This window comes from Brevibacillus schisleri (assembly GCF_055685845.1).
Genome location: NZ_JBVNDM010000001.1, coordinates 3,962,996 through 3,981,982 on the forward strand (window position 1 = coordinate 3,962,996; position 18,987 = coordinate 3,981,982).

The 18,987-nt window shown below is 47.8% G+C and carries 20 protein-coding genes; all 20 read right to left on the reverse strand.

The genetic code is table 11. From position 1 onward, the window contains the following. Positions 1 to 94: 94 nt before the first annotated feature. Positions 95 to 961, reverse strand: coding sequence for a 4-hydroxy-tetrahydrodipicolinate synthase (gene dapA, locus ACUUHJ_RS18520; RefSeq protein ID WP_472299597.1), 867 nt, complete (start codon positions 959 to 961; stop codon positions 95 to 97). A gap of 56 nt (positions 962 to 1,017) precedes the next feature. After that, on the reverse strand, positions 1,018 to 2,244 hold the full coding sequence (gene dapG, locus ACUUHJ_RS18525) for an aspartate kinase (RefSeq protein ID WP_472299598.1): 1,227 nt from the start codon (positions 2,242 to 2,244) through the stop codon (positions 1,018 to 1,020). A gap of 11 nt (positions 2,245 to 2,255) precedes the next feature. Further along, positions 2,256 to 3,296, reverse strand: coding sequence for an aspartate-semialdehyde dehydrogenase (locus tag ACUUHJ_RS18530; protein WP_472299599.1), 1,041 nt, complete (start codon positions 3,294 to 3,296; stop codon positions 2,256 to 2,258). Between the two features lie 57 nt (positions 3,297 to 3,353). Beyond that, complete coding sequence (locus ACUUHJ_RS18535; RefSeq protein WP_007719213.1) at positions 3,354 to 3,950, reverse strand: dipicolinate synthase subunit B; 597 nt, start codon at positions 3,948 to 3,950, stop codon at positions 3,354 to 3,356. Next, positions 3,947 to 4,849 carry a dipicolinate synthase subunit DpsA gene (gene dpsA / locus ACUUHJ_RS18540; RefSeq protein ID WP_289673421.1) on the reverse strand — a complete coding sequence of 301 codons (903 nt, stop codon included), beginning with the start codon at positions 4,847 to 4,849 and terminating at the stop codon, positions 3,947 to 3,949. Before dpsA ends, ACUUHJ_RS18535 begins: the two co-directional genes overlap by 4 nt. Before the next feature lie 137 nt (positions 4,850 to 4,986). After that, positions 4,987 to 5,247: a YlmC/YmxH family sporulation protein gene (locus ACUUHJ_RS18545; protein ID WP_015891703.1), complete on the reverse strand. Its 261-nt coding sequence runs from the start codon at positions 5,245 to 5,247 to the stop codon at positions 4,987 to 4,989. Positions 5,248 to 5,319: 72 nt separating this feature from the next. Then, positions 5,320 to 6,573 carry a M16 family metallopeptidase gene (locus ACUUHJ_RS18550; RefSeq protein ID WP_472299600.1) on the reverse strand — a complete coding sequence of 418 codons (1,254 nt, stop codon included), beginning with the start codon at positions 6,571 to 6,573 and terminating at the stop codon, positions 5,320 to 5,322. A gap of 112 nt (positions 6,574 to 6,685) precedes the next feature. Continuing rightward, the gene (locus ACUUHJ_RS18555; protein WP_472299601.1) at positions 6,686 to 7,663 is read right to left on the reverse strand and encodes a polysaccharide deacetylase family protein; all 978 of its coding nucleotides are present in this window, start codon (positions 7,661 to 7,663) and stop codon (positions 6,686 to 6,688) included. A gap of 159 nt (positions 7,664 to 7,822) precedes the next feature. Then, on the reverse strand, positions 7,823 to 9,970 hold the full coding sequence (gene pnp / locus ACUUHJ_RS18560) for a polyribonucleotide nucleotidyltransferase (RefSeq protein WP_289673424.1): 2,148 nt from the start codon (positions 9,968 to 9,970) through the stop codon (positions 7,823 to 7,825). Positions 9,971 to 10,236: 266 nt separating this feature from the next. Continuing rightward, positions 10,237 to 10,506, reverse strand: coding sequence for a 30S ribosomal protein S15 (rpsO, locus tag ACUUHJ_RS18565; protein ID WP_015891708.1), 270 nt, complete (start codon positions 10,504 to 10,506; stop codon positions 10,237 to 10,239). A gap of 133 nt (positions 10,507 to 10,639) precedes the next feature. Continuing rightward, positions 10,640 to 11,581, reverse strand: coding sequence for a bifunctional riboflavin kinase/FAD synthetase (locus ACUUHJ_RS18570; RefSeq protein ID WP_472299602.1), 942 nt, complete (start codon positions 11,579 to 11,581; stop codon positions 10,640 to 10,642). 3 nt (positions 11,582 to 11,584) lie between these two features. Next, on the reverse strand, positions 11,585 to 12,511 hold the full coding sequence (gene truB, locus ACUUHJ_RS18575) for a tRNA pseudouridine(55) synthase TruB (protein ID WP_289673426.1): 927 nt from the start codon (positions 12,509 to 12,511) through the stop codon (positions 11,585 to 11,587). Continuing rightward, positions 12,504 to 13,499, reverse strand: a complete 996-nt coding sequence (locus tag ACUUHJ_RS18580; protein ID WP_289673427.1) for a DHH family phosphoesterase — start codon at positions 13,497 to 13,499, stop codon at positions 12,504 to 12,506. The genes truB and ACUUHJ_RS18580 overlap by 8 nt, the downstream gene beginning before the upstream one ends. After that, positions 13,489 to 13,854 carry a 30S ribosome-binding factor RbfA gene (gene rbfA, locus ACUUHJ_RS18585; RefSeq protein ID WP_007719226.1) on the reverse strand — a complete coding sequence of 122 codons (366 nt, stop codon included), beginning with the start codon at positions 13,852 to 13,854 and terminating at the stop codon, positions 13,489 to 13,491. The genes ACUUHJ_RS18580 and rbfA overlap by 11 nt, the downstream gene beginning before the upstream one ends. A 27-nt stretch (positions 13,855 to 13,881) precedes the next feature. Further along, positions 13,882 to 14,163 (reverse strand): DUF503 domain-containing protein, encoded by a 282-nt coding sequence (locus ACUUHJ_RS18590; protein ID WP_016743352.1) that lies wholly within the window; start codon positions 14,161 to 14,163, stop codon positions 13,882 to 13,884. Next, a complete protein-coding gene (infB, locus tag ACUUHJ_RS18595) occupies positions 14,163 to 16,721 on the reverse strand; it encodes a translation initiation factor IF-2 (RefSeq protein ID WP_289673428.1) in 2,559 nt (852 codons plus the stop codon). The genes ACUUHJ_RS18590 and infB overlap by 1 nt, the downstream gene beginning before the upstream one ends. A 21-nt stretch (positions 16,722 to 16,742) precedes the next feature. Beyond that, positions 16,743 to 17,042 (reverse strand): YlxQ family RNA-binding protein, encoded by a 300-nt coding sequence (locus tag ACUUHJ_RS18600; RefSeq protein ID WP_289673430.1) that lies wholly within the window; start codon positions 17,040 to 17,042, stop codon positions 16,743 to 16,745. Then, complete coding sequence (rnpM, locus tag ACUUHJ_RS18605; RefSeq protein ID WP_015891714.1) at positions 17,039 to 17,329, reverse strand: RNase P modulator RnpM; 291 nt, start codon at positions 17,327 to 17,329, stop codon at positions 17,039 to 17,041. Before rnpM ends, ACUUHJ_RS18600 begins: the two co-directional genes overlap by 4 nt. A 2-nt stretch (positions 17,330 to 17,331) precedes the next feature. Continuing rightward, a complete protein-coding gene (gene nusA, locus ACUUHJ_RS18610) occupies positions 17,332 to 18,423 on the reverse strand; it encodes a transcription termination factor NusA (RefSeq protein ID WP_016743349.1) in 1,092 nt (363 codons plus the stop codon). A gap of 53 nt (positions 18,424 to 18,476) precedes the next feature. Beyond that, positions 18,477 to 18,935, reverse strand: coding sequence for a ribosome maturation factor RimP (gene rimP / locus ACUUHJ_RS18615; protein ID WP_015891716.1), 459 nt, complete (start codon positions 18,933 to 18,935; stop codon positions 18,477 to 18,479). Positions 18,936 to 18,987: the final 52 nt, after the last annotated feature.

Below are 18,987 nucleotides of genomic sequence, written 5' to 3' on the forward strand. Positions count from 1 at the left end.
CAAATCACTTGTTCTTATTATACCCGAAGTGAAATCATGAACACAAGGAAAAAGAGCCATCCCTCGAAGGAATGGCTCTTGAACTTCTATGGAGTTAAACAAGCAGAGAATGCACGAAATCTTTTTCTTGTTCGTTCAGCTCGACTAAAGGTAGCCGAACGCCTCCTACTTGAACGCCGAGCTTTTCTAAAGCGACCTTGGTCGGTCCAGGGCTCGGGTACGCAAAGAGGCCTTCAAAAATCGGCAACAGCTTGCGATGGAGTCTTGCTGCCTCTGTATAGTTACCGGCAAAATAAGCGTCCATCATATCTGTCATTGGGCGGCCAACTACGTGACTCGCCACACTGACAATGCCCACTCCTCCGATAGACAAGATCGGCAAGGTTAAGCCATCATCACCACTGTACAGCTCAAAGCCTTCCGGGGCATGCTCAATAATTTGCGCCATTTGCGACAAATTCCCGGAGGCTTCCTTGATGCATACCACATTAGGCAGTTCTGCCAAACGAAGTGTCGTTTCGGCAGTCATATTTACCACGGATCTTCCTGGCACATTATATAGCATCACGGGCAACTCAGTCGCTTCCGATAATGCCTTGAAGTGTGCGTAAAGCCCTTCCTGCGATGGCTTGCTGTAATAAGGAGCAACGACCATGACAGCGTCTACGCCAATCGATTGTATAGCTTGGGTGAACTCAATACTTGAGGTTGTATCATTGCTGCCTGTTCCTGCAATGATGTGGCATCTTCCTTTTGCGTAGGAAACCACATGGCGGAAAAGATCGAGTTTCTCCGTACGGGATAAAGTCGGTGATTCACCCGTGGTACCACTCAATACGATTCCAGTTGTTCCATTTGCAATCAAATGGTCAATCAGTCGCTCTGTTTTATCGTAATCGACTTGTAGCTGCTCATTAAAAGGCGTTACCATTGCGGTAACCAGTCGACCAAAACGTGCCACTACCTCTCCAACTCCTCTTATCGTGATCAGTAGGTATTTAAAGTCAGGATATGCTCTTACTTATGTTGAACATGCAGGTTGAACTGCTGATGAAGTGCGCGAACCGCCTTCACCATATCCATTTCATGCACGAGTACCCAGATGGTTGTATGAGAGTCTGCCGATTGAAGAATTTGAATATCTTCTTGTGTAAGTGCCTCCACGATTCTCGCCATCACGCCGGGCACGCCCGTCATCCCTGCACCAATCACGGACACTTTCGCGCAATGCGGCAAAAGCTGCGGCTCGTATCCCATTTCCGTTAACAAACGAGCAGCTTTTTCTCCCATTTCATCATGGACAGTGTAAGCGACACCCATTGGGTTCACATTGATGAAATCTACACTGATGTTATTGGTTGCCATCGTTTTGAAGACTTGTAGCTGTGTATCGTAAGACCCTTCTTTGTTCGCGACCTTAATTTGAGTAATGTTCGGTACATGAGCAATTCCCATAACGACTCTGTCGTTTACTGTGTAGCCCATTTTCCCAATCTCCAGCATAGTCGTAACAAGTGTACCGGGGTCGTCCGAAAACGTAGAGCGAACACGAATCGGCACGTTTGCGTGCATCGCGATCTCCACCGCTCTAGGATGAATAACTTTTGCACCCAGGTGAGCCATGTTGCAAATTTCCGTGTAGGTCACCATACCGAGCCGCTGCGCTTCCTCAACGATCCGCGGGTCTGCGGTCATGATGCCTTCCACGTCGGTGAAAATATCCACCGTTTCAGCCTTCAAGGCGACACCGAGAGCGGTTGCAGTTGTATCGCTTCCGCCCCGTCCCAGTGTCGTAATTTCCCACTCGGCTGTACGTCCCTGAAATCCTGGGACGATCACAACTTGACTTTCCTGCAAGTCCTGCAAAATGCGAGCTGGATCGATCGACATAATTTGTGCATTCGTAAAGTCGTCGCTCGTCACTATATTTGCCTGACCGCCTGTCAAAATTGTTGCTTTAATTCCCCGTGCATTTAGCATGCTGCACATGACTGTAGCAGAGATGATTTCTCCGGTATGCATCAGCATATCCATTTCTCTACTCGGCAGATGGTTCCCATTCACACGAACCAACTGCAAAAGTGTATCGGTCGCATATGGATCGCCCTTGCGCCCCATCGCCGATACGACAACGACGAGGGCATAACCCTCATCAATTGCTTTTTCCATATGGTAGATTGCCCGCATCCGGCAATCCTCCGTCGTCAAGGAAGAACCACCGAACTTCTGGACGAGAATCTTCACTAACCTCTCCCCTATACTCTTGCTTTTATGAGTTCTTCAGCGATTTGTACTGTATTCCATGCTGCACCCTTGAGAAGATTGTCAGAAACGATCCACATATGCAGTCCACGAGGATGATGGAGATCACGACGCACCCGGCCCACAAATACTTCTAGTTTGCCTGTTGCATCAGTAGCGAGTGGATACTGCTGTTCCTCCGGCGCATCTACTAACACGATACCCGGAGCGTCTTTCAGCAGGGCCTTTACTTCTGCCAGATCGTAATCCTGTTTCAGCTCTACATATACCGACTCGCTGTGGCCGTAGACCACTGGAATACGTACGCAAGTAGCTGAAACAAGTACAGTGTCATCACCGAAGATTTTTTTGGTTTCATTAACCATTTTCATTTCTTCATAAGTAAAACCATTGTCGGTGAACACATCAATCTGCGGAATCGCGTTGTACGCAATCTGATGATGTACAGGCAATTTGCCTACGGGAAGTACGTTACACTGCGGTTCTTTACCATCCAAAATGTCTCGACTCTGGTCGAGCAATTCATTGATCGCAGATTGACCTGCACCAGATACTGCCTGGTAAGTAGAAACGATAATTCTGTCTATACCAAAACGATCATACATGGGTTTTAGAGCGGCAACCATCTGAATCGTAGAGCAATTCGGATTCGCAATGATTCCATTATGAGCGAGCGCAGCATCCATGTTTACTTCTGGCACAACGAGAGGAACATCTGGGTCCATCCGGAATGCGCTGGTATTGTCAATGACAACTGCTCCATGACGCACTGCGTGATGAGCCAGTTCCTTGCTGACAGATCCACCAGCACTAAACAGGGCAAAATCAACCCCTGCAAAACTGTCTGGAGTCGCCTCTTCCAGTACAATTTCTTGCCCCTTGAAGGTAACTGTTTTTCCTGCAGAACGTCCAGAAGCAAGCAGCTTAAGCTGTTTGATTGGGAAGTTGCGCTTTTCTAATAGTTGAATCATCTGCTGTCCGACTGCACCAGTCGCACCGACTACAGCAACATTGAAAGTCAGTTGGTTTGCCATCTCTTACTCTCCTCCTAATCGCGAAAAAGCAGGTTTATTGGTTTTTCTGTAGTCTTATTAGTAGTTAAATCTCTCGATGAGCAAGGGTTGCAATTGTCGACCTTCCAAAGCTGCTTCGCATGTTTCCAATAGGAGATCCATACGAGCTACAAGCGAATTCGGTTTTTTATCCGGGGCATCCTGCCCGAATGGCACGAAATACATATTCTTCGCAGCCAACAGCTTGGCAATATTGGCTGCATTTAATCCCAGACCATCATTGGTGGATATGGCAATCACAATAGGTCGCAAATTACGCATGGTCGCTTTAGCTGCCATCAGTACGGCACTATCCGTAATGGCATTCGCTAGTCGACTCGTCGTACTGCCTGTGCAAGGCGCAATCAGCATGACATCCAACAACTTGGAAGGTCCCAACGGCTCAGCCTGAGGAATCGTCGAAATAAGTTCCTCCCCTGTCAGTTCCTTGATTTGTTGCTGCCAGCTTTGCGAAGTACCGAAGCGTGTATCCGTGGTCATAATCGTATTCGATACAATCGGAACCACCCTTGCTCCAGCATCCACAAATCGTTTAATTTGCGGCATCGTTTCCTCAAAGGTGCAATGCGATCCAGACAAACCAAATCCAATGGTCTTTCCCTGAAGCTTACTCATGTTGCATCCCCTCCTGGCGCTTTCCTTTGATCCGCAATCAGACGAGACAATGTTTGGGCCAAAATTTGTCCAGCGGTTTTAGGCGCAACGATTCCAGGCAATCCGGGAGCAAGAAGAGCTTTGATCCCTCGTCTTTCAGCGTAACGAAAATCTGTTCCTCCTGGCTTGGAGGCAAGATCAAGAATAAACGCCGATTGAGGCATTTGAGCAATCACTTCTGCCGTGAGTAATAATTGCGGGATGGTATTAAAAATGAAATCAGCATTCGTAACCTGTTTCCTTACTTCGCTTATATGGAAGGGAGTCAATCCCATCTCATAAATGCGTGCCAAGTGTTCTTGACGTCTGGCCCCAACTCTTACGCGGGCCCCTAACGCATGCAATGCTCGAGCCATGGACAAACCTGTTCGGCCCAATCCCAAAACAATTGACTGTGATCCATGAATCGTAATATCCGTATGCTGAATCGCCATCATTAACGCTCCCTCTACAGTAGGGATAGAGTTATAGATAGCTACGTCATCACGATCCAAGAGCTCCACGAGAGGAAGCCGTGTGGAAGCCAATAGTTTTTTCAGATAAGGCTTTGCCATTCCCGTGTAAACCACGCAATGACTCGGCAGACTTGCCACATGTTCATCTAGCAACTGCAGTTGTTTGGAGCAGAAAATACTTTCCACGTAACCTTGATCATCGGTCCCTACGATGGGTAGGATGAGGGCGTCCACGTCTTTCAACACATCGCATGTTAATGGTTTCTTCGTTGCCCCTGTAAAATTACTTTCCAGGTTGTCGAAGCCAACTAACGTGACGCTAGCATCCAGTTGTATGCATCGCTTAATGACTTCCAACTGGCGAGCGTCTCCGCCGATGAAGGCAACATGTATGCCCGTTAGCATGCTGCGTTCCCCTTTCCACACATTTTACTGCATTAAATGATCGGAACGCAAAGGTTTTCCTTTTGGAAAAGTTGACGGAAATCCATGCGGTCTACCCCCATCCTATTCCGCTCCTGCTACTTCGGTGACAGTAGCGCCTACTTTTGAGAAGCTTGTGCCTCAGGCGCTTTAAGCTGGATGATGACCATATCTGGCCCAATTTTTACGATGGAACTCCATGGGATCACGAGGTCCTCTCGCTTCTTACCGAACCCAAAGAAACTACCTCCTGGCAAGATGATGGATTGAATCGTACCGTTTTCGGGATGGATGACTAAATCGGAATCACTGATAACCCCCATTTTCTCCCCATTGTCCAGTCCGATAATCTCCTTCCCACCCAACTCGCTTAAGCGCATGGAGAAGCCCCCTTTGTCCTTTCATTTACTGTTGATATACGCAAAAAAATCCGGGCTATGCCGGATTTTTCCCTACAACAAAATATCGTTCTTCACATTTTCAGGGAAGCCATCGAGTGGACTCACCATCGCCATAGACATTTTGGAACGGAACAGCTGCTGCGCCACAGCCAGAACAGATTCATGGGAAACGCGGTCAATTTTGGCGATGATCTCATCTAGACTAAGGTGACGGCCCAGCAAGAGTTCATTTTTGCCAAGGCGACTCATACGACTATTGGTACTTTCCAAGCTGAGCATCAGGCTGCCTTTCAGCTGCTCTTTTCCTTTGTTCAGCTCTTTATCCGTAATCCCATGATCAGCGACATCGCGCAGGACACGCGAGACAATGTCAAATACCTGCCCTACTTGCTCTGGTGCCGTTCCTGTATACACGTGGAACGTACCCGCTTCTTTATAAGAAGAGTGATAAGAATAAACAGAGTATGCCAAGCCGCGTTCTTCTCGAATTTCTTGGAATAGACGCGAGCTCATGCTACCACCCAGCACGTTGTTCAGTAAAATCAAGGAGTATACCTCAGGATGTCCTACCTTAAACCCAGGTAAAGACAGGCACAAATGCGCTTGCTCTGTTGCCTTATGATGCGCGATCACATTTCCCGCAAAATCTGGGGTAGACAAGGTCGGTATAATGCCTGGACGCGAGAAAGCTTGAAAGCGCTTTTGGATATCTTCAATCAAACTGTCTTCAAAATTACCCGCTACCGTAATCACCGTATTCGTTGGCAGATAGTGCTGATCAATATAAGCGAGCAAATCGTCACGCTTCAAGCTGCGCAGGACATCTTCCGTACCTAAAATCGAATAGCCTAGCGGGTGTGTGCTGTATGAAGCGCGTGCAATTAAATCATGCACTAAATCATCCGGCGTGTCTTCATACATACCAATCTCTTCAATGACGACGTTCTTTTCCTTTTCCAGCTCATCTGCATCAAATACCGAGTTGAAATACATATCGGAAAGAACATCGAGAGCGATCGGAGCATGTTGGTCGAGCACCCTTGCGTAATAGCAGGTATACTCCTTCGAAGTAAAGGCGTTCACGTTCCCGCCAATCTCATCAAAGATTTCCGCAATTTCCTTTGCAGAACGGGTTTTTGTGCCTTTAAAAAACATATGCTCGAGAAAATGGGAAATCCCGTTGTTTTTCTCATTTTCATATTTCGAACCAGTCCCTACCCAGATGCCTAAGGCAACGGAGCGAACGGACGGAATCCGTTCCGTCACGATTCGAAGACCGTTATCACACGTATGACGTTGTATCACGTAAATCCTCCTCGGTTGTTCATCTGTCTCTACCCGAAACCTCGGGGAATTTCTTGTAAACACGTCTAACTATAGCAAACTTCCTTTGTCTCCACAATAAATGAACATGTATTTACGGTGACGGGAGTCTACGACTCGATATAACCTCCGAAACAGTCGTCGGCTGTAGCCCCTTCTTTTTGGCGATGGTCAGAAGTTGATCTAAACTGGCCTCGGAGGTGGACGTAGGATGCATGAGCACGAGGACACCGTTCTCCATTTTCCGGCTTATTTTATTGATCACATATGCAGGCGATGGTTTCTGCCAGTCAATTGTATCTGCCGTCCATAGAATCGTCTTCATTTGAAAAGACGAATCCGCGATTTGTACAACGCGTTGGTTAAAAGCACCAGATGGCGGAGCAAACAGGGTAGGCTTCACTTCCAGCGTTTTAAAAATAACATCTTGCGTACGACTTATCTCTTGATGAATCCTCTGTGTTCCCAGTGTGTTCATATCGGGATGGGAATACGCATGATTACCAATCTCATGGCCACGTGCCAAGATCTTTTTTGCTTCTTCGGGGTAACGTTTTACCCAAGAGCCATCCAGAAAGAACGTCGTCTTTACCTTATGTTTATCGAGAGTATTGAGCATCGAGTCGAGATACTCATTTCCCCAAGCCACGTTGATCATGAAAGAAATCGCTGGTTTATTTGGATTTCCTCGATAGATGGGTTGTGCTCCCAATTGCTCAAGCGAAACCGCTGGGGGTACTTCCTTGTATACGAGCAAATCCGGGCTGGATACACCCGCAGCCAGCATTTTATTGAGCGATTCTTCTACATCGACTACACGTCCATTATAGCCGGGAATCGCCTTCCACGTCTGATCAACAACGGCATCGATCGGCTCTTCCTCTCTGCCCTCTCGCCACTTTTCTATCTGCGCCCGTAAACGCGCTTTTTCATTTTCATTTCGATCTCCAGTCACTACGTGGACATTTTTGATCGTGCTAATGTAATGATGAATAGGCTGATAATTCAAGAGAACAATCAGCGCTGCTCCATATATAAATATGAACAAAAGTCTCCTGGTCCTATTCGTCATTAGGGCGTCGCCCTCCTCTATCGATCGTACGAGTCTCTCTTGTCCAATGTATGAGAGGATGGGACGACTTAGACATACGAAACGAGAGCATTCTGGCATAGAAAAGAAAAAAGCTTCCGTACACGAATTTCTTCGAGTGACGAAGCCTTTTGTTTTTCTTTATTCTGCTTTTGTTGGTGTTTCAGCAGCTTGTTCCGCAGCAGCTTGTTCTTTCAAAACTGCTTTGCGAGAGAGATTCACACGACCTTGGTCGTCGATCTCGGTCACTTTCACTTGCACTTTATCACCAACTGCGACAACATCTTCTGTTTTGGCTACACGCTCTTCAGCCAGTTGAGAGATGTGGCACAAGCCCTCTTTACCTGCGAACAACTCGATGAACGCCCCGTACTTCTCTACGCGTTTTACTGTTCCCAGGTACACCTGACCAACAGCTACTTCACGAACCAGATCTTCAATGATTTGTTTCGCGCGCAGATTCGCTTCGTGGTTGATCGATGCGATGAAGACACGTCCATCTTGTTCAATGTCGATTTTTACGCCGGTTTCTTCGATAATCTTATTAATGACACGACCTTGTGGACCGATTACATCGCGAATTTTCTCCGGATTGATCGTCATGGTCATGATTTTTGGTGCATAAGGAGACAGTTCTTTACGTGGTTCGGAAATCGTGCTCATCATATGGTTTAGAATGTGCAAACGACCTATACGCGCTTGTTCCAAGGCCAACTCTAAAATCTCACGGTTGATACCGGAAATTTTGATGTCCATTTGGATAGCTGTTACACCAGCCTCTGTACCCGCTACTTTGAAATCCATATCTCCCAAATGATCTTCCATACCTTGAATATCAGTCAGGATCGAGAAAGATTTCTCATCTTTGCTCATGATCAAGCCCATCGCAATACCTGCTACCGGTGCTTTGATCGGTACACCTGCATCCATCAAAGCGAGTACGCTCGCGCAAATCGATGCTTGGGATGTAGAACCGTTAGATTCAATTACTTCTGATACGAGACGAATGGTGTAAGGGAACTCAACCTCAGATGGAATGATCGGCTCGATTGCACGCTCACCCAACGCACCATGTCCGATTTCACGACGACCCGGAGGACGCAACGGACGTGCTTCACCCACGCTATACGGCGGGAAGTTGTAGTGGTGCATAAAGCGCTTCGATTCTTCCAGACCGAGTCCATCGAGAATTTGAACATCTCCCAGCGCGCCCAATGTACAAACGCTCAGTGCTTGCGTCTGACCGCGGGTAAACATAGCAGAGCCATGTGTACGAGAAAGAATGGTTGTCTCACTGGACAGCGGACGGATTTCGTTCAGAGCTCGTCCATCAGGGCGAACTTTCTCTTCAGTAATCAGACGGCGAACCTCGTCCTTGACGATATTGCCAAGTACTTCGCTAATCATCTTTTCCTGCTCTGGATATGCCTCAGCATCCTTGGCTGCAAAATGCTCTTTGGTTTCTGCCTTGATATCGTCAATTGCATCGTAGCGTGCTTGTTTTTCTTCGATGCGAACAGCTTCCTTCAAGCGAGCTTCCGCATATGCACGTACAGCTTGATCGATTTCAGGATCAACCTCATGCAAGATGACTTCCATCTTTTGCTTGCCAATTTCGGACACGATCATGTTCTGGAATTCTACCAGTTGCTTAATCACGTCATGACCAGCCATGATCGCTTCGAGCATAACTGCTTCCGGTACTTGGTTCGCAGCTGCTTCCACCATGTTAATCGCTTTATGCGTACCTGCGACAGTCAGGTGAATATCGCTTTTCTCTGCTTGAGCTACCGTAGGATTAATGACGAACTCGCCGTCAATTCGTCCTACGATCACTCCTGCAATCGGGCCTTCAAAAGGAATCTCCGAGACGCATAGCGCTGCGGAAGTACCGATCATCGCAGCGATTTCAGGTGAGCAGTCTTGATCCACAGACAGAACAGTATTTACGATTTGTACATCGTTACGGAATCCTTCTGCAAAAAGAGGGCGGACTGGGCGGTCAATCAAGCGGCTAGCCAAAATTGCCTTTTCGCTTGGACGTCCTTCTCTTTTAATAAAGCCGCCAGGAATTTTCCCAACCGCGTAGAGACGCTCCTCATAGTTGACAGTCAATGGAAAGAAATCAAGTGGTTTTGGTTCCTTCGAGACTGTAACTGCGGACAGGATTGCTGTATCGCCGTAACGAACCAAGACCGAACCATGCGCCTGTTTAGCCATTTTGCCAAATTCCAGGGTCAGTTTTCGGCCTGCCAGTTCGAAGTCATATGTACGGTATTGTTGCTCCATGATGCTAGCAGTCCTCCTTCACAACAATGTGCGTTTACACACTTTGTTTTCTACCTATATGTATTATTTCCTGCCATGATAAAAATTAAATGGCTACCTTTGGCAGTCTTTCTAGATAATAAAAAAAGCTTCTTTTGAAGCTAATTGAACCTACCAGATAGGACACAAGCCTTTTACTCGTTTCGGATGGGCTTAGCGCATTGCTACGCTAAGCCCTCCTACACGATAGAAAAAGCGGGTAGAACCCGCTTTTTACAAGACGCTGATTAGCGGCGCAGACCCAGGCGGTCTACAACCGAACGATAGCGTTGAACATCTGCTTCACGCAGGTATGTCAACAGGTTACGACGTTGACCAACCATTTTCAAGAGACCACGACGGCTGTGGTGATCTTTCTTGTGCGTACGCAAGTGTCCGTTCAGATTGTTAATGTTTTCGGTCAAGATAGCGATTTGCACTTCCGGTGAACCGGTGTCGTTCTCATGAGTACGGAACTCTTGAATCAGTTGAGTTTTACGTTCTTGAGTCAATGCCATCATGACTCACCTCCTCATTTTTTATACCGTTCGCCGAGTCTGCCGTCGGTGAGAATCGGACAGCCAAGCTACGGTTATCTGTACAACGTTTTGAATTATAACATACCATTTTGTGAAAAGCAAAGAGAATCCTTTACGAGATTCCCTCTGCGAATTTTTGCTTCGCCGTTTGAACATCTTGTCCTATTTGTGCGATGAGTGCATTGACTCCGGCAAATTTCTGTTCTTCCCGGATGTAGAACAAGAACTCCACTTCTACTTCTTTGTCATAGATTTCACCAGAGAACTCAAAAATGTGCACTTCTAGTGACTTTTCTTTTTTCTCCAGTTCGAATGTTGGCTTGATCCCAACGTTCATGACGCCATAGTAGCTTTGTTCATCCACGGTAAAGCGAACGCCGTAGACCCCATTCTTTCCGATCAAGTACGGCTGATTCACTTGGACGTTCGCTGTAGGAAAGCCAATGGTTCGACCGCGTTTGTCACCATGCACGACTGTTCCGCGCACTTTGTAGGAGCGGCCTAGCAAATGGCGAACCTGCTCGACATCCCCATGATGGAGGTATTCACGAATGATTGTACTGCTCACTTTTTCACCCAAGCGATTTACCGGACCCACGATGTCGAGCCCATAGCGACCTTTGCTCATTTCTTGCAAGGTATGGGCAGTCCCCATCCCGCGATAACCAAAGGTGTAGTCGAAACCAACGACAATATGGCGGCATTCCAATGGAAGAAGGCACTCTGTGATGAAATCTTCTGGATAAATAGCGGCAAAGCTAATGTCGAACTTCATCACATATGTAGTGTCTACGCCCATCTTTTCGAACTGCTCGAGCTTGTCTGCAAGTGGTGTCAAATAGCGGGTATAACCGCTTTGCCCCAATACTTCTCGTGGATGCGGATCAAAGGTCACTACCGTACTTTGCCATCCGTTTGCTTTCGCTGTATCAATCGCCTTTTGGATTACACGGCGATGCCCAATATGTACACCATCAAAGTACCCCAGTGCAATCGCACAAGGATTCGCTTGCAGGTCAGACGGAAACGGGTATGTTAGGTAGATCGTTTTCACGGATTACACCTCGGCTGGAAAGACTTTTTCTGGTTTGGCGAAAAGTCCTTTGTCTCCAAGGCATACACGATGAATGCCAAGTAAATCTTCCCCCGCAAACAAGCAAATCAAACTTCCTTCCTCCGCAGTAACGCCCGGAAGTGCAGTCGCAAGTCCATTACGTACTGCTTTGATCCGTTCTGGCTTGACCTGAAACGATGGTAAGAATGAGATTGCCTGGGGGATGGAGACCAAGTGACGGGAAATATCTTCCCCGCTTGCTGCCTGTTCCTCGATTTGCTGGAGGGGGATTGCCTCTTGCTCCTGGAACGGGCCACTTTTAATTCGCCGCAACAGCTTCATATGGGCAGGATAACCCAGAGCGCGTCCGAGGTCAACACATAAGGTGCGCATGTATGTGCCTTTGGAGCACGTGCACGTAAATGCCACATCGACAGTGTCCCCATCCACGCTAATCTTATGAAGCGTCAGCTCATAGAGCGTTACTTTCCGTGCCTGCCGTTCGATTACCGTGCCTTCGCGAGCCAGGTCGTACAGCCGCTTGCCGTTTACCTTTACCGCAGAGAACATCGGGGGTACCTGCTCCATTTCACCCAAAAAGGACTCGAACAGCGCTTGAATACGCTCCGTCGTAATCGATGCTACATCTACTCCAGCTTGCTCCACCACTTCTCCAGAAGCATCTTCCGTTGTGGTCGTAGAGCCTAGGCGCATGACTACATCATAACGCTTAGGCAGCTCTTGCAAATATTCAACCAGCCTCGTTGCGTGTCCCACACAAATGGGGAGTACACCCGTCACATCTGGATCAAGTGTACCCGTATGCCCCACTTTTTTCGTTCCATACAATCGACGAATACGTGCTACACAATCATGGGAAGTCATTCCAGCTGGCTTGTCGATAACCAGCACGCCGTTCACGTTACTCATCGAATTTCACTCCTACTGCATCGTCCAGCACAGTCCATACTTTTCTCTGTACTTCTGAAAGTGGTCCTTTGATCGTACATCCTGCTGCTTTTGCGTGTCCACCGCCACCGAGCTGCTTCGCAATGACAGCTACGTCAACCCGATCGCGAGCCCGCATGCTCACCTTGACTACTCCCAGTTCTGCTTCCACAAAAGAAACGCCGACCTCGACTCCCTCAATGTTGCGGCAGTAATTCACCAATCCACCAGCATCTTCCCGCTCTGCACCCACTTCGGCAAAATCTGCTGCTGAAACAGTGATAGAGGCGACCAGATTTTGATGGGACAGTTGCAAGGTTTGCAGAGCGCGTCGCAGTACTTTCACATGGGCAAAAGTAATTTCCTCCAGACACCGTTCTGCTACCTCTCCTGGCTTCACACCGTAACCAAGTAATTGAGCAGCGATTTCCATGACGCGCGGTGATGTATTGGAATAGCGGAATCCACCTGTATCTGTCAGAAGGCCGGTATAGATGCACAGCGCAAGCTCTTCGTCGAAAGAAACCCCTGCTGCTTCTGCAACATCAAACAAAATTTCTGCTGTTGCGGCTGCATCCGGACGAATCAGATTGACCGTTCCAAAATGATCGTTGGTCGGGTGGTGATCGATATTCAGCAAAGCAGCGCCAGATGCAAATAAAGACCGTACATCGCCCATCCGCGACTCATCCGCGCAGTCTACAGCGATTACGGCCCCGAACGTCTCGTTCAGTGGTTGTTTGCGCAGGTTATAAAGACGGTCAAACCGCGGCAAGAAGTTAAACTTGATCGGTGTTTCCCCTTCGTTTACAACCACATACTCTTTTCCCAATTGCTCCAGCATGAGCACGACTCCCAAAGCAGATCCTGTAGCATCTCCGTCAGGACTTACATGAGAAAGAACCAGGAAGCGGTCGTGCTCCTGCATAAACCGCGCCGCTTCCTGTACTGCTACTTGATTAGGATTCATCCTGTTTCTCTCCCTCTGTGGAGATTTCCCGCAGGATTGATTCAATTTTGCTGCCGTAGTCAATGGACTCATCCAGCTTGAATACAAAATCAGGAATGTGACGCAGCTTTACGCGTTTCCCGATCTCTGTACGCAAATAACCTTTTGCTTTTGTCAAACCTGCAAGAGAAGCTTTACGCTCTTCCTCACTGCCAAAAATGCTGACAAAAACCTTTGCCAATTGCAGGTCACTACTTACCTCTACATCTGTTACCGTTACGAAACCGACACGAGGATCTTTGAGTCCACGTTGCAATACGAGGCTCAATTCTTTTTTAATTTCTTCGCCTACACGGCTGATTCGTGTTTTATTCATTCGATTTTCACCTCCGCTGGCTGCTCTTTAGTCGTAGTATTCCGTATCCACGCGAATCAACTCTACCTCTGGATGGTTTTCCACGAATCGAATAACAGCCTGCATTTCTTGTTGTAAAAAAGAGATCTCATTAGCAACGGCAGCGATACCCAAAACGGTACGCTGCCATTGCTCGAGATAAGCCACCTCTGCCGCGGAGACATGAAATCGGCTCCGCAGCTTGCCGATCAGACTTTTGACGATGGCTCGTTTTTCTTTCAGGTTTTGGCTAGCGGGCAGAAACAGTTCAATCTGCACACCTGCTATCATTATTGTTTCACTTCAACCATGACGAATGCTTCGATTACGTCGCCAATTTTGAGGTCATTGAAGCGTTCCAAAGTAAGACCACACTCATAGCCTGCTGCAACGTCTTTCGCATCATCTTTGAAGCGCTTGAGAGTATCGAGCTTACCTTCATAAATCACAATGCCTTCACGGATCAAACGTGCACCAGCATCGCGGCTCAATTTACCTTCAGTCACATAACAACCTGCAATGTTTCCGACTTTGGATACTTTGAACACTTCACGAATCTCAGCTTGGCCGATAATATTTTCTTTGAAGACTGGATCAAGCATCCCTTTGAGAGCAGACTCGATCTCTTCGATTACAGTGTAGATGACACGGTGCAGGCGAATGTCGATCTTCTCTTGTTCAGCCATGCTGCGTGCATTCGGTTCAGGACGCACGTTGAAGCCAATGATGATCGCATTCGATGCATTTGCCAATGTAACATCGGACTCCGTAATCGCACCAGCACCTGTATGGATGATTTTGACACGTGTACCGTTGACATCAATTTTCTCCAAAGCGCCACGCAGAGCTTCTACAGAACCTTGTACGTCACCTTTTACGATCAGGTTCAGCTCTTTAATATCGCCTTCTTGGATATGCTGGAACAAGTCATCCAAAGAAACGCGGGAGCTCTCACGACGCTCGGATTCACGCTGCTTGGATGCACGAGCTTCCCCGATTGCGCGTGCCTTTTTCTCGTCTTCAAAGACACGGAATTGGTCACCTGCTTGTGGTACATCATTCAGACCAGTGATTTCAACTGGCGTAGATGGACCAGCTTCCTTCAGACGGCGTCCTTTGTCGTTCACCATTGCACGTACACGTCCGAAAGCGGAACCTACTACAATTGGGTCACCAACGCGTAGGGTACCTTGTTGAACCAGAATGGTTGCAACTGGACCGCGTCCCTTGTCAAGCTCAGCTTCTACTACAGTACCGCGAGCGCGCTTGTCTGGGTTTGCTTTCAGTTCTTGTACTTCGGATACGAGCAAGATGTACTCAAGCAGTTCTTCGATACCTGTACGCTGTTTCGCGGACAATGGGGAGAAGATCGTATCGCCACCCCACTCTTCGGCAACCAGTTCATACTCGGTCAGCTCTTGCTTGATACGGTCAATATTTGCTTCTGGTTTGTCAACCTTGTTGACAGCAACGATGATTGGTACATTTGCCGCTTTCGCATGGCTGATCGCCTCAACGGTTTGTGGCATGACACCATCATCTGCTGCAACAACCAGAATGGTGATATCTGTGATTTGCGCACCGCGTGCACGCATCGTTGTGAACGCCGCGTGACCAGGTGTATCGAGGAAAGTAATTTTCTTTCCTTTGATCTCCACTTGGTATGCACCGATATGCTGTGTAATTCCGCCTGCTTCTCCCGCTACTACGTTTGTAGAGCGAATCGCATCCAGCAAAGTTGTTTTCCCGTGGTCAACGTGACCCATGATGGTAACAACTGGCGGGCGCTCCAACATGCTTTCTGGTGCATCTACTTCTTCCAGCGTTTCGAAGTTCGTTTCATCGATGATGATTTTTTCTTCGACTTCTACGTTGTAGTCTGCGCAAATGAGTTCAATCGCTTCACGGTCGAGGTACTGGTTGATCGTCGCCATGATGCCCAAGCCGAACAGCTTTTTGATGACTTCAGCTGGTTCCTTACGCAGTTTCACTGCCAGCTCATTTACCGTCAAAGACTCTGTGAATGTAATCTTTGTAGGTGGTTCAAGAACCGGACGTTGTGGCTTTTGTCCTCCACCACGGTGGTTATTTCCTCCACGGCGGTTGTTTTGATTATTACGGTTGTTTCCACCCCGGAATGGTTGACTCTTCTTGTTATCTTCGAAGGTCTTTTGGGTTTGAGGGGCTTTTTTGATTTTCTCACGCTTTTCCGTACCAACGTTGGATGGAAGGTTCACTTTATCTTCAAAATCTTCCCCTGTACGACCTTCCGTTTGGTTCTGCTGTGCAGGACGCTGCTGGTTTTGTGGTCGTTGCTGATTTTGAGGACGCTGTTGGTTTTGCTGGTTTTGTGGTCGTTGTTGATTCTGCGGCTTACGGTCAGACGGCTTTGCAGGTTGACTTCTCATATTGTTTGGTTTTCTCTCCTGATTCTTCCCCTGATTTTTTCCATGCTGAGGACTATGCTGATCGGGATTGCCACTTGCACTGCTATTTCCTGGACGATTCGTGCTTGTGTTTTTTGGTCCGCGATCGCTGTTTGGTCTTTCATTTCTAACCGGTTGAACTTGCCCCGATTGCTGCTGGGGCTTGATCTGTTGTCCTCTGGAGTCGTTGGGGCGTCGTTGATCGTCCGTTTGTTTGGGTCTTGCATCACTAGGTGTACTACGCGTTTCCGGTTTGGCACCAGAACGCAATTTGGCCATGTGATCCTCGATCCTTTTGATCGTCCCTTCTTCCATGATACTCATATGATTTGCTACTTCTATATTCAATCGTTTTAGCAAATTGAGGATTTCCTTACTGCTCATGTTGTGCTGTTTGGCATACTCATACACACGTGTCTTCAAATATACTTCACCCTTTCTAAGTTAGGTGAGCAGACGCTGAATGCTTTCGGCCAATTTCCCATCGGTTACCGCCACGGTAACGCGCCCATCTTTTCCGATTGCGTGTCCCAATGAATGTCGGTCGCCAGTGGTTACACATGAGACACCGTAATAGGAACATTTATCCTTTACTTTCTTGGCGGTGTTGTCTGATGCATCTGATGCGAGCAATACCAGGCGAGCCTGCCCATTACGAACAGCAGTAATGACCAGCCCTTCCCCAGTAACGATCTTTCTCGCACGCATCGCTAATCCGAGTAATTGTGCTGCTTTTGGGGTCATTTTCCCACCATCTCCAGCCATTTCTCACGGAAAGCATCATACTTTTCTTGGGAGATGGACATATTGAGGGCACGTTCCAGCACTTTTTTCCATTTTCCCGATGCGAACGCATCCGGCTTCAGACAGCTTTCCTGCCGACACACATAGGTACCGCGTCCCGCCGCCCTTCCAGTAAGATCAATGACGATCTCTTCTTCTGGCGTCCGGACAACGCGGATTAATTCCTTTTTCGGAAACATTCCTTGGCAAACAATGCACTTACGCAACGGGATCTTTTTTTGCTTCATGATTATTCGTTGTCCGTCCCTTCATCGCTCTCTACTTCTTTTGGATAAGCGATGCCTTCTTGGTCGGCTTGTGACTCGCTCTTGATATCGATCTTCCAGCCAGTCAGCTTGGCTGCCAGGCGTGCGTTTTGACCGCGCTTACCAATCGCCAGAGACAATTGATAATCAGGAACGATCACACGTGTAACCTTCTCTGCTACGTTAACCTCTACATGCAGCACTTTTGCAGGACTGAGTGCATTGGCTACGTACTCGGCCGGATCTTCAGACCAACGAACAATGTCGATCTTTTCGCCTTTCAGTTCTGTAACGATCGTTTGGACGCGCATGCCCTTTGGACCGACACAAGCCCCTACTGGATCAACATCTGCGTTGATGGAATGCACAGCGATCTTCGAGCGATCACCCGCTTCACGTGCAACAGATTTGATTTCAACCACACCGTCATATATTTCTGGCACTTCTAATTCGAAGAGACGCTTCAAAAGCCCCGGGTGAGTACGGGAAACGACGATTTGCGGTCCTTTAGTGGTTTTCTCTACTTTGATGATGTATGCCTTCACACGATCTTGTGATTTAAAATCTTCGGATGGCATTTTTTCGGTGATCGGCATAACGGCTTCCGCCTTACCCAGATCAATGTAATAATTGCGAGCGTCCATACGCTGAACGACCCCTGTTACGATATCGTCTTCACGCTCAATAAACTCGCTGTAGATCAAACCGCGCTCCGCTTCGCGAATGCGCTGTGTAACCACTTGCTTCGCTGTCTGAGCAGCAATACGCCCGAAATCACGAGGCGTTACCTCGATTTCGACGATGTCCTCCAGACGGAAGTTAGGATCGATTTCTTGTGCTGCTTCTTGAGAGATCTCGAGGCGCGGATCTAAAACCTCTTCGACTACGCTCTTCCGCGCAAACACACGCACCATACCTGAATGACGATTTACATCCACCCGCACATTTTGGGCCGAGTTGAAGTTACGTTTGTATCCAGAGATAAGAGCCGCTTCGATGGCCTCAATCAGTACGTCTTTGGTGATGCCTTTCTCTCTCTCAATGGCTTCTAAAGCCTCGATAAAATCGCCGTTCATGACTTTCGTTGCCTCCTCCTTTACTAACCACGGGCTAACACAGACCGCGACAACTAAAAAATAATTGCCATTCTAGCCGTGTCAATTTGCTCTTGGGAAATTACATACGTTTTCTTTGCTTCTTTTACTGTCAGCTTGCCATCCTCATAGGATACCAGTTCGCCTTCGAATGTGGTTGCACCTTCTATTGGCTCTTTTGTTGTGATGTGCACATTTCTGCCGACAGCTTTCGTGAAATCCTTATCCTTGCGTAATGGGCGCTCAGCACCCGGCGAAGATACTTCTAAAAAGTATGCCGTAGGGATGGGATCAACTTCGTCTAGTTTTTCGCTCAGCTTCTCGCTGACAAGGCGGCAGTCATCAATGTCGATGTTGCCAGTTTCATTGTCGATAAACACGCGCAGAAACCAGTTGCTGCCTTCCTTTTTGTACTCGATGTCAACTAGCTCCAGGCCCACTTCTTCAACAATGGGCGTGATGAGTTCAGTGACGATGCCTGTTACCTTGCTCAAGCAAGTACCTCCTTCTCATTTGAACCATGAGGTGTAGCCAGAAAGAAAGAGT

Excerpts from the sequence above, each read along its gene's own strand:
- ACUUHJ_RS18530 (WP_472299599.1), bottom strand. The coding sequence starts at position 3,296 with ATGGCAAACCAACTGACTTTCAATGTTGCTGTAGTCGGTGCGACTGGT.
- ACUUHJ_RS18535 (WP_007719213.1), bottom strand. The coding sequence starts at position 3,950 with ATGAGTAAGCTTCAGGGAAAGACCATTGGATTTGGTTTGTCTGGATCG.
- dpsA (WP_289673421.1), bottom strand. The coding sequence starts at position 4,849 with ATGCTAACGGGCATACATGTTGCCTTCATCGGCGGAGACGCTCGCCAG.
- ACUUHJ_RS18545 (WP_015891703.1), bottom strand. The coding sequence starts at position 5,247 with ATGCGCTTAAGCGAGTTGGGTGGGAAGGAGATTATCGGACTGGACAAT.
- ACUUHJ_RS18555 (WP_472299601.1), bottom strand. The coding sequence starts at position 7,663 with ATGACGAATAGGACCAGGAGACTTTTGTTCATATTTATATATGGAGCA.
- pnp (WP_289673424.1), bottom strand. The coding sequence starts at position 9,970 with ATGGAGCAACAATACCGTACATATGACTTCGAACTGGCAGGCCGAAAA.
- rpsO (WP_015891708.1), bottom strand. The coding sequence starts at position 10,506 with ATGGCATTGACTCAAGAACGTAAAACTCAACTGATTCAAGAGTTCCGT.
- truB (WP_289673426.1), bottom strand. The coding sequence starts at position 12,511 with ATGAGTAACGTGAACGGCGTGCTGGTTATCGACAAGCCAGCTGGAATG.
- ACUUHJ_RS18580 (WP_289673427.1), bottom strand. The coding sequence starts at position 13,499 with ATGAATCCTAATCAAGTAGCAGTACAGGAAGCGGCGCGGTTTATGCAG.
- rbfA (WP_007719226.1), bottom strand. The coding sequence starts at position 13,854 with ATGAATAAAACACGAATCAGCCGTGTAGGCGAAGAAATTAAAAAAGAA.
- ACUUHJ_RS18590 (WP_016743352.1), bottom strand. The coding sequence starts at position 14,163 with ATGATAGCAGGTGTGCAGATTGAACTGTTTCTGCCCGCTAGCCAAAAC.
- ACUUHJ_RS18600 (WP_289673430.1), bottom strand. The coding sequence starts at position 17,042 with ATGACCCCAAAAGCAGCACAATTACTCGGATTAGCGATGCGTGCGAGA.
- rnpM (WP_015891714.1), bottom strand. The coding sequence starts at position 17,329 with ATGAAGCAAAAAAAGATCCCGTTGCGTAAGTGCATTGTTTGCCAAGGA.
- nusA (WP_016743349.1), bottom strand. The coding sequence starts at position 18,423 with ATGAACGGCGATTTTATCGAGGCTTTAGAAGCCATTGAGAGAGAGAAA.